This is a genomic window from Paenibacillus sp. MSJ-34 (assembly GCF_018918005.1).
GTDB lineage: Bacteria > Bacillota > Bacilli > Paenibacillales > Paenibacillaceae > MSJ-34.
Genome location: NZ_JAHLPR010000088.1, coordinates 1 through 10,173 on the forward strand (window position 1 = coordinate 1; position 10,173 = coordinate 10,173).

Consider the following 10,173-nt stretch of genomic DNA (forward strand, 5'->3'; position numbering starts at 1 on the left):
AGTGTATCCACATAATGTTGACTTGAACCGAACGAACTGGGAAACCTCCACTTTTTTACAGTCCGCGAGGCAGATCCACTATATTCAGTGTTTGATATTACGGGCTTTCGAAATTTAGGATAATCTTTTCAAATTGCTTAATGACTTCATTTCGATTATAGACTAACTTTTCATAATGACCCGATTGTTCCGTATCCGCCTCCATAACAAATTCTCCTGTTAGCAGATTTTCCTGGAGGGTATGCGTTAAAGACGAAGCTCTTATTCTCATCTTAGAGATGTTATTATAGAGAACAAAACCATATTTGCCACCCGGATTTTCAAAAGCAAATAGATAAATTTATCCGAAACGAACTTTACCACTACAAGCCGCCGCTGCAGGGTGAGTCACGTTTGGCTCGAATAAGCTGCTCGTCGATAATATATCTCGTTTGCGCCTCAGAAAGCTGATGCGCCACATACTATTGTTACAAAACTAAGAAAAAGAAGGAATCAGAAAGTACTGCTGTAGAGAGAGGAACACTGTGAATACAACTTCAAGCAGAATAATTTTTTGGAGGATCGCCTCTACTTCCTGTTTGGGAAAGGCTTTCTAACTAATATTTTCGAAACCGCTACAGATGCAGCCTATCAACCCTTGGGTTGCTCCAGCTTCCATTTCAATCAGAAATTCGTACTCATCCATGTATGTAATCCTGAACTTCTCCTGATATGGTTCCCGCTCATTACAGTAGGTAAGTGTGCTGCCTGTGACTCCGTCCAGCTTTATTTCAAAGTATAGGGCTTGAAGCGAATCGCAGCATTCGCCATTAAGCGCATCGTACAAGCTATTTTCATTCGTTTTACGGCTGATAAGCATAGAGGTATTGTATATCTTATATGAGCCTTATTAAGGCGACAAGAAGCATGATACAATGCATTTACTGTCTTGATGTACCGGATCAGATTGTATTCAATTTCCAAAGGTCCTTTTTAGGGGAACGAATAAATCCCGAAAGAGAAGAAAATGCTTTGATATCCTTATTTTTATGATTGTTGATAACGCTCACTTTGTTTTAATTTGTTGAAATTTAATGTATAATCTTATAAACGTGCGGCTAGATTTTTCACTTGTGCTTCGCAAGTGTTGGCAAAAATGGTGGGGATATTTGCTCTCTCTCATAACCGGTGTTTGCCGAAGTAGTTGTCTCTTATCATCGCGTTTTCATCGCATAATGAGTAGCCGCACGTACTTATGAGATGGGGGAGTTTCATGTGGGCGAATTTAACGATATAAAAACACGTAATGAACTCGCAGATTTTTTGAAAGTCCCTAGAAAGCTGCTTAGTTATATATTGTATGTAAAAGGAAGTAACAACCTATATACTTCGTTTGAGATTTGCAAGAAAAATGGTGGCACTCGTAAAATTAATGCTCCTTCAGAAGGACTCAAAGACATTCAAAAAAAACTTGCAGAGGCTCTCTATAATCATAAGAAAAAGAAGAAGCGGGGGATTACAGACAAAATTTCTCATGCTTTTGAAATAGACAAGGGCATAATAACAAATGCAGAAAACCACCGGAATAAACGATTTGTTTTAAATATTGATTTAGAGGACTTTTTTGATAGTTTTCACTTTGGTCGTATTAGAGGTTTTTTTAATAAAAATAACCGCTTTTTACTTCCTATAGAAGTAGCCACAGCTATAGCACAAATATCTTGTTATGAAGGAAAGCTACCTCAAGGTGCACCAAGCTCCCCCATCATTACGAACTTAATTTGCGAGATACTAGATCATAGATTATTGAAAATCGCAAAACAATATAAATTGGATTACACGCGTTATGCGGATGATTTAACATTTTCGACTAATGATAGAAACTTCTTAGAGCTACAAACTGAATTCTATAAAAAGGTATCTGAAGTGATCATTCGTGCCGGGTTTAAAATTAATGAAGAGAAGACACGGTTGCAACTTAGGGATTCTAAACAAGTCGTAACTGGACTGGTTGTTAATAAGAAGGTAAATATAAATAGTGTTTATTATAAAGAGACTAGAGCAATGGCTCATCACCTCTACAAATATGGTGAGTTTAAGATTAATGATAAACCCGCCACTCTAAATCAATTAGAGGGCAGATTTGCCTTTATTAATCAACTAACCTGGTATAATAATAAATTGGATGATGAAAAACATCACTTCCAGCGCTTATGTTCGAGAGAACGTCAATATCAAAAATTCCTATTTTATAAATACTTCTTTGCTAACCCCCAACCACTGATTGTGACGGAAGGTAAAACGGATGTAGCTTATTTAAAATCAGCTTTAAAAAAGCTATACAACGAATATCCTAATTTAATTACTAAAAACAGTAATGGAAAGTTTGAATTCAAAATATCCTTTCTAAATAAAACGAAGAGACTAAAACATTTTATGGGAATTTTCCAGGACGGCGGCACCGCATTAAAAAATATATATGACTTCTTTGGTTCCAAGAAGTCTGACACTAATTATTTGAGTTATTTTAAAAAAACAAGCAACACATTACCAATAAATCCTGTGATTTTAATGTTTGATAATGAGATTCAAAGCGGGAGTAGAAAGCCGATAGGAAACTTCCTTAATCATGCAAACGTGGATGGGGAAACACGGGAAGATTTGAACCATAAATATTTTATTAACATTATTGACAACTTGTATCTCTTAACCATACCTCTGATCGGTGATAAATCTGAATGTGATATAGAAGATTTGTTTGAGGAAAGTGTCCTTTCGCATAAAATTAACGGAAAAAAATTCTCGAAAAAGGATGATTATAACGTTTCGGAATACTATGGAAAGGAAATATTATCCAAATACATTTTACGGAACTATTCCTCTATTAATTTTACTAACTTTAGATCAACTTTAGATAACATAGACAAGATCATCAACACGTACTGGAAAGGGGGGGCAGGTGCAGGTCACGATTTAGAAGAGAAAAATAAAGACAAGAGTAGCGCGGGCAAAGTGCTTTTAGAAATCTAATCTATTATTAATTTATTTAACAATGGCTGGATACATTTTAAGTTAGAAGACAATCTCTTGAATTGGCATAGGTTATCGGGAACCAAAGTCAATCGATCTTTACTGGCCATAGTCAGTTTTTCCGTAGTGAAACTACATTATAATAACTAGAAATAATTTATGTAGCGTTTTAATGAAAGCGAGTAATAAATATACCTTGTCCAGCGAACGGCGGCTGACCGTTCTCATAGGGCTTTTGCTGCACTTTCAGGATCGCTGCAAGCCGCCCCCATTACGATAACTGTGGCTGGACAGAAGTACCCTCCGCATGAATCATCGCCTAAATGATGCCATCATTTATTTTCTGCATGGGTCATGATCGCTTGCATCCAAGACGGATGGTCGTAGCGTACCTGCTTAACAGCTTTCCCTTTCGGGCTATGCGGGGAAAGATATTCGGTTTTCAAGGCGCACGAAGGAAACATCCCTCTACCTCCCAGTTCATTTTTGGTGTGAAATCGGACCGTAAAATAAAAAAGTAAATCAAAAAAAGGCAGTCAAGACTCCGTCAAGTTTTGACTGCCTTTCATTACTTTCGATAATACCCATAAGCCAATGCTGATACTTTTTGTGGCAACGCGCGATTGAAAATTAAAACAAAAAGGGAGGGGCAGGAGCCGAGTTGGCTCTGCTACCTACGATTACTTGTGGTCACCGGTTCTGAACATCCAGCTTACCGGCAAAAAGCACTTTTTCACTTTAACATGTCTACACACTCGATGTCCAAATCCAGGTCCAGAAGGACGGAAACTTTAATATTGTCTCTGAGTATATTATTTCTGCAGTCGTTGCCCTCGGTCTTAAATGTCATAAATCGCGCAGAATACTGAAAACTAAGGATTTCTACGTATCGATTCGTTGTATTCCTATTACACACTCCACATGTGTCGAGTTGGGAATAGGAACATGAATCACTCCTTTCATTTACTGAGGGCTTTTTTCGATTTTGCCTGCCCATCTTGGCTTGAACGCTGCTCGTAAAGCCTGTTTTATAGATAAAAGTTAGCTTATAAGGATTAGGGTTACCTTCATTAAGGCTCTCTCCAATTATAACTTTATCAACGACGCTCTCAAACACATTCCGGTCAAATGTAGACAGGATGGCATTCGTTTGAAGCACTTTGCGGAAATGTTCAATTCTTTTCTCGATATTGATTTCTTCTTGCGCCGCTTCCTCCAATCCCTCTCTTTTGTCGAGCAGTTCGGTCAACGTGGATTCGAGTTCCTCAAACTTACGCTCATATGTTGGGCGGTCTATTTTTTCTTCCAGATGCAAGTCGATCAGTTTACAGCGCTTATGTTCAATCGCCTGGATTTCATTTATAATTTTGTTCAATTGTTTTTGATTGTTCTGGTCACTAAATACGGATTCCATTCTGATTAATAATTCGTCTAACACATCCTTATGATTACTACAAACTAATTTGTACGTTTCAATAAATGCACCTTCAATAATTTTTTCTTCTATTCCTTTGCTGTGCGGACAAAATCTTTTTCCCTTCTTCGTGTTAGTGGTACACTGCCAAATTGTCTTTTCATGCGATGTACCACTATTCCAACTCCGCCGAGAGAAGTTGGAACCACAGAACGCACATTCCAACTTGCTGCTAAAAGCGAATTTCCTACTGTATTTTTCCCGTTTACTGCCTTGTTTAAGCTTCCCGCGATTTTTTCCTCTACGGTGCAATATATCCTGTGCCTTGTTAAAGACTTCTTCGCTGACAATTGGCTCATGATGATTTTTGATGTAGTATTGATCTTCCTCACCATGATTTTCAAGTCTGCGCTTGGAAATCGGATCGAGAGTAAACGTCTTTCCCTGAAGGAGATCACCTTTATATTTCTCATTCTTAATAATGCCTAGAACAGTTGTATCATTCCATTCGGGATTCCCTCTTTTCGTCTTATATCCGAATTCCATCAGTTCTTTTGCAATCACGTATGCACCAACACCAGAAATATAGCGCTCAAAGATGTAGCGTACAATCTTAGCTTCTTCTTCGTTTACCGATATCTGTTTGGTAACGGGATCATAGTCATATCCAAGGCAGCTTTGAAATCCAACCAGTTCCCCACGTTGCATTTTCATTTTCAAGCCCATTTTTACAATAGAAGAAATATTCTCAACCTCTTGTTGAGCTACCGAACTTAGAATGGTTAGCAACAATTCCCCATCCATGGTAAGCGTGTTGATATTTTCTTTCTCAAAAAATACAGCAACGTTTCTTTCTTTCAACATGCGAACATATTTCAAAGTATCTACAGTATTTCTGGCAAACCTTGAAATGGACTTGGTAATAACCATATCAATTTTGCCATCCATGCAATCCTTTATCAGCCGTTGGAAATCATCACGTTTCTTCACTTGGGTTCCAGTGATGGCTTCATCCGCGTAAATGTCCACCAATATCCAATCGTTTCGTTGGCTAACCATATCTGTATAGCGAGCAACTTGCGACTTATAGCTGCTTAACTGTTCTTCCGTGTCGGTACTCACTCTGGCATAAGGAGCAACGCGCAGACGGTCTGGCCTTCCTCCAACACGATCTGATAGCTTCCGATTGGCTTTGATTACTTCAACTGCATACCCCATTGTTAAGGCTCCCACTATAAATTAATGTTTTCTCGGATTTTCTAACTCATTCTTAGATTTTCAAACATCGACTACCTTAAGATGTGGAGATATCATGTAGTAGTGGCATAATTTTCTGAGCATGCCGGTTACGGGAATAGAGCCTGGACTGCCTTTTCCATTCTGTGGATATTCATTATGATCGCACCTAGGATGTCCACACCAATTCCCTCGACGGTTTACCCTCCCATGTCACACTGGGTCTAAGCCCTCACATTCCTTCGTTCTATACCTCTCAAGGGGTGGATGCCGCTTCTTGCTCCTTTACTGGGTCGTTGCCCTTATGGAATAAATCCTGCGGCTGCTCCGTGCTTCCGTTGTCTATTTGAATTTATCTAATGCTAATGAGCTCTGCGATTGAAATTTGAATCTTTAAGCTGCCATCTGTAGCTGTGTCTGACGAACAGGTCCCAACAAAGCTTGAGCGTTGTATGGTATTTTCTTTGTGCCTAGTGTGTGCAGCACTCTGATGAGTTTTCCGCACAAGGCTACAAGCGATTGTTTCTTCTTCAACGGATTCACCGTTCGTGTGGTGTAATAGTGATGCAATGCTTGAAACTCTGGATTCTTTGCAACCATCGGCATAATGGCTCGATACGCTAAGGCTCTGAGTCTGGACCGCCCACGTTTACTGATCGTGGACTTCCCCTTCTTTTTGCCTGAGCTATTCTCCCGAAGGTTAAAGCCCGCCAGACGTATAATTTGCTGACCATGATCATAGTTGTTCAGATCACCGGTTTCGGCTAGAAATCCAGCGAGAGTGGTGATCCCGACTCCTGGTATGCTCAGCATTTCCGCTGATCCCGGCACTCGTTCTAACAAGCTTTCTACTTGGCTCATGATGTCTTCAAGTTGGCGCGTAAGCAGTTCATGCTGCTCCAGAAGCGCCTTCATTTCGGTTTTGGCTGCTGTGAGCCCTTGTGTTAATCCTATGGAGAGCGAGGCTGCCTTCACTAATTTCTCTGCTCTCTTGATGCCTACAGCTCGCTTCACATCTTGCTTCCAGCGTCTAAGGATTGCAAAAGCTCCTAGAGATACAACGTCCTGCGGTGTAGGAAATTCGGCCAATGTGATCAGTGAAGCTTTGCCATTCCAGTCTTTAAACACTTGACTGTATTCCGGAAAGAAACGATCTAACCAGTTCTGAATGCGGCGCTGGACTTGGCCGAGATTGACCATGATCTTTTCTCGCAAGTTCATGTAGATTCTTAGATCAGCATACACATCGGTAGGCAGCCTGGGTTCCGTATACTTTCCGTTCCGAACAAGGTCGGCGATAACCTTAGCATCCTTATAGTCGTTCTTCGTTTGTGAATTGTCTTCAAGCTCTTTGGTCTTGTTCACGTGATGCGGATTGACGACAACCACTTTGATACCCTCATTCTGCAAGAACTCGGCTAGTGGAAACCAGTAGTGTCCAGTGGGTTCAATACCAAAGATGACGTCCGTCTTGGCGTGCTCCCGTTGTAAATCCTTCATCCACAATACTAGTTTGGTCAAGCCTTCTCGTGAGTTCTCAAACACACAGTCTCTTCCGAGCTCAATACCACGGAAGTCGATCGATCGTGCTACGTGCGTTTCCTTGGCAATGTCTGCTCCGACAACAAGGGTAGATTCGGTAATTCTTAAAATTCGTTGATTCTGTTTCTTAGATTGTTTATACTTCATATTAAGCGTCCTCCTTTAATTAGGGCAGTGAATGGTCCACATTCCAGACCCAGCATACAGGAGACGCTCTTTTTGTTCAAACCTCAAATTAATTCATTACAGGAATTGCTCCTTTCGTCTTATTATCACGATCAGTGTAATAAGAGTTAAGCAGACCAACAATTGTATGAATCAAGAAGTCAGGTCTGAAACAACATCGTATTCCTTCATGGTTTTGTTTTTGATAAGAGTAAACTCTTTTTCCGTAATCAGTGACAGAGCCAATAATTGTTTCAACATGGCAATTTGCATGCTATATCTGATTAATTTTCGACTCATCATAAGCCCCCCCTGTTTGGTTCATTACATCTAAAACAGAGATGCGACAAAGGACGATCACCTTATACGCATCTCTGTTCTTCCTTGTTTTGGTTATATCGCATAAATCCAATTCCAGCGGCCGGTGGTTAACGGCCTCATAGGTATAGTCCGAATACCTCTCCCAGGATCGCTGCAAGCCGCCCCCATTGCGTGATCTGCCTAAAGCAGAGCTGTGGCTGGACGGAAGTATCATTATCCCCCGCATGGGTCATCGCCTTAAATGGAACCACCATTTATTATTGCACGGACAAAAATAAAATCGCTCTCACCCTGCTACTTCAAACACAGATCGAAAAAACAAGCAGAATGGTCATGGCGCACCTGCAAATTGGCTTTCCTAGGCATGCGGGGAACGTACTGGAATGGATGGTATTTAATTTTCAAGGTACGGAAAAACAGTAGAGGACATGCCCCTCTATCATCCTTTTCATTTTGAAGCCAAAATCGGACCTTTCTGCGAAAAAATAAATAGGAGAGGATAGAAAGCTCTTGGTACAGAGATTAGAAATCTCCGGTAGCGTGAGCTATAATGATGGCGAGGTATGGAAGAATGGTCCCAACAAGAGAGGTTCTGAGCTTTGTCAGAAAGCTCAAAAAAATGATGAATCAATGTGAGGGAAAATAATGTGAGTATTTCGAGATCATCATCTGCATGCTCCGAGAGTTTAATCTCGGTTACAGAATAGATGGGATGTATCTATTGCCGAAAAAAAATAAAAATGGCCACTTAATGCTGTCGCGATTAAATCTCGGTCAATAACCAGCTTTACATGTAAAGAAACTGAACAAAGTGAAGAAAATCCCGTTGAGGGTGGAAGCTAGTGAACTGGTGGATCCCGAAGAATAATTCAAGAGCTTAATGCGCTGCAGGTTGTTCAGATTACTCATTATATATATAGGTGCTGGTCATTGTCTACCGCTCGACCCTGCATGCAATGAATGAATAAGCTGCACTTGTTCTGCCCTCCTACTGCCAAAAACATCTCCAGTATGGTAGATGGAATGAAATCGAATTAAGGCGTGCTCTGCATTTTCGAAATCGCGTAAAACTGACATGTATAAACTCCATTTCGTTGGTTTTCTGGAAAAGCCTTGTCTTATCTTGTGCTTATATTGCGACAGTTATGTTGAGAGTTATCCTTAAGGGGCAAACTATATAGCCTGCGAATTAGTATCCAGGTATGGTTTCATCTGAACTAAGTACCTTTCTCAAAGACCGGAAAAGCTTCTTCTTTGGAAACATGAATCATTTCTTGAGGGAATGTTTTTTAAAGTACTTTTCTACTCTGAGATGGATATCTTTTTGATACCATTCCGAAAGTCCATAGGCTTTGAACAACTGGTGCATGCCGAGTCGTTCAGAGTGTTTCCCCATCGAACCATCCCCGATATTAAGTGTATCTATCCATATCCGATCTACGATACCTTCCAGTAACTTTGGGAAATCCGGAGTGAACGGCAGTACAGGTGAAATTGACGCTTGTGTAGTTATCCCTACCTCATGTACTTCTCTTAATGCTTGAATTCGCAGCTTAATTCCCGGTGCAACCGGAGCAAAAAGCCGCTTTATATCTTCCCGATCGGTTTCAATTGTCATTGACAAAATGGGCTTCAAAGATAGGAGTAAGCACTTGGAGAAGAGCCTGTTGGATAAAGCGATCTACCACAGTCGAAATGCCAAATAATCTGACAACGCCGTCGGGTTTCGGGATTTCGACCCTTCGGACTGGTGCCGTTTGATAGGCCCCTTCTAATAATTGTTGTCGTATAAGCGGCCAGTACTCATGGGGCTCGGAGTTTGCCGGACGACGCTTAACCATCACTTCAAGGTCCTCTGGGCTTCACCCGTACTTCCCTGAAGGAGTTCCATAGGAATTCTGCTTCAACGCGTCGTTCTCGAAAACGTCTGATCCATCCCTGAGTTGACGTTTGGCCCTTCCCTCTTTCAGGCGTCCCTTACTCACGCACTATGACCTCTGCTGACTCCTGCACGCTCAGCAAAACCTTACGGCCTTGGTTACCATCCTCAGATGGCGTTCCGTGCAGGCCTCCTCGGATAAGGATGCGTACTTTCATCCATGCACCTGTCCAATATACCCATACAGCCCTTGGCGCCTTAGGACTTCGCCTTGTTTCGCAGACTCGTCCGACTGTACTAGCCTCAAATTGGATTCTTGTATCTCAGGTCGAGTGTTTGCCTCCAGCTTCCTTCAGATTCCACCTCACGATGGACACCCTTACTTTTGGCTAACGGTAGGCGCTCGCCAGCCCCCGCTTGGGACTTTCCCCTAAAGCACGGCACCCATGCCGGGCTAGAGTGAAAGGCTGGGCGGGGCCCAGCCCCTTCTCATCAAACCGTACGTGAGGTTTTCCCTCATACGGCTTTCCGATGTTCGTCATCATGAGCATGCAGATTACAAGAGCGTTTTAAGTCCATATTGAATAGACAAAGACTTCACTTCGCG

Annotated in this window: 5 protein-coding genes and 2 pseudogenes; 1 reads left to right on the top strand and 6 read right to left on the bottom strand. The window is 41.4% G+C overall.

Annotated elements, in window-relative coordinates:
- Nucleotides 1-1,254 precede the first annotated feature (1,254 nt).
- Nucleotides 1,255-3,009 carry a retron Ec67 family RNA-directed DNA polymerase/endonuclease gene (locus tag KQI79_RS26540; RefSeq protein WP_216541358.1) on the top strand — a complete coding sequence of 585 codons (1,755 nt, stop codon included), beginning with the start codon at nucleotides 1,255-1,257 and terminating at the stop codon, nucleotides 3,007-3,009.
- A 733-nt stretch (nucleotides 3,010-3,742) separates the two neighbouring features.
- Here KQI79_RS26540 and KQI79_RS26545 read toward each other — a convergent pair.
- From KQI79_RS26545 to KQI79_RS27890, 6 genes and pseudogenes are all read right to left on the bottom strand, one after another.
- Nucleotides 3,743-5,641 (bottom strand): recombinase family protein, encoded by a 1,899-nt coding sequence (locus tag KQI79_RS26545; RefSeq protein ID WP_253298430.1) that lies wholly within the window; start codon nucleotides 5,639-5,641, stop codon nucleotides 3,743-3,745.
- A 411-nt stretch (nucleotides 5,642-6,052) separates the two neighbouring features.
- Complete coding sequence (locus KQI79_RS26550) at nucleotides 6,053-7,348, bottom strand: IS110 family RNA-guided transposase (RefSeq protein WP_216541359.1); 1,296 nt, start codon at nucleotides 7,346-7,348, stop codon at nucleotides 6,053-6,055.
- A 171-nt stretch (nucleotides 7,349-7,519) separates the two neighbouring features.
- Nucleotides 7,520-7,669 carry an SHOCT domain-containing protein gene (locus KQI79_RS26555; protein ID WP_230873668.1) on the bottom strand — a complete coding sequence of 50 codons (150 nt, stop codon included), beginning with the start codon at nucleotides 7,667-7,669 and terminating at the stop codon, nucleotides 7,520-7,522.
- Between the two features lie 996 nt (nucleotides 7,670-8,665).
- A pseudogene (locus tag KQI79_RS27885) lies at nucleotides 8,666-8,758 on the bottom strand (GTP cyclohydrolase); the annotation flags it as partial.
- 196 nt (nucleotides 8,759-8,954) lie between these two features.
- Nucleotides 8,955-9,305, bottom strand: coding sequence for a hypothetical protein (locus tag KQI79_RS26560; protein ID WP_050954049.1), 351 nt, complete (start codon nucleotides 9,303-9,305; stop codon nucleotides 8,955-8,957).
- A gap of 4 nt (nucleotides 9,306-9,309) precedes the next feature.
- Nucleotides 9,310-9,489 (bottom strand): annotated as a pseudogene (locus tag KQI79_RS27890) (group II intron reverse transcriptase/maturase); the annotation flags it as partial.
- Between the last annotated feature and the right edge of the window lie 684 nt (nucleotides 9,490-10,173).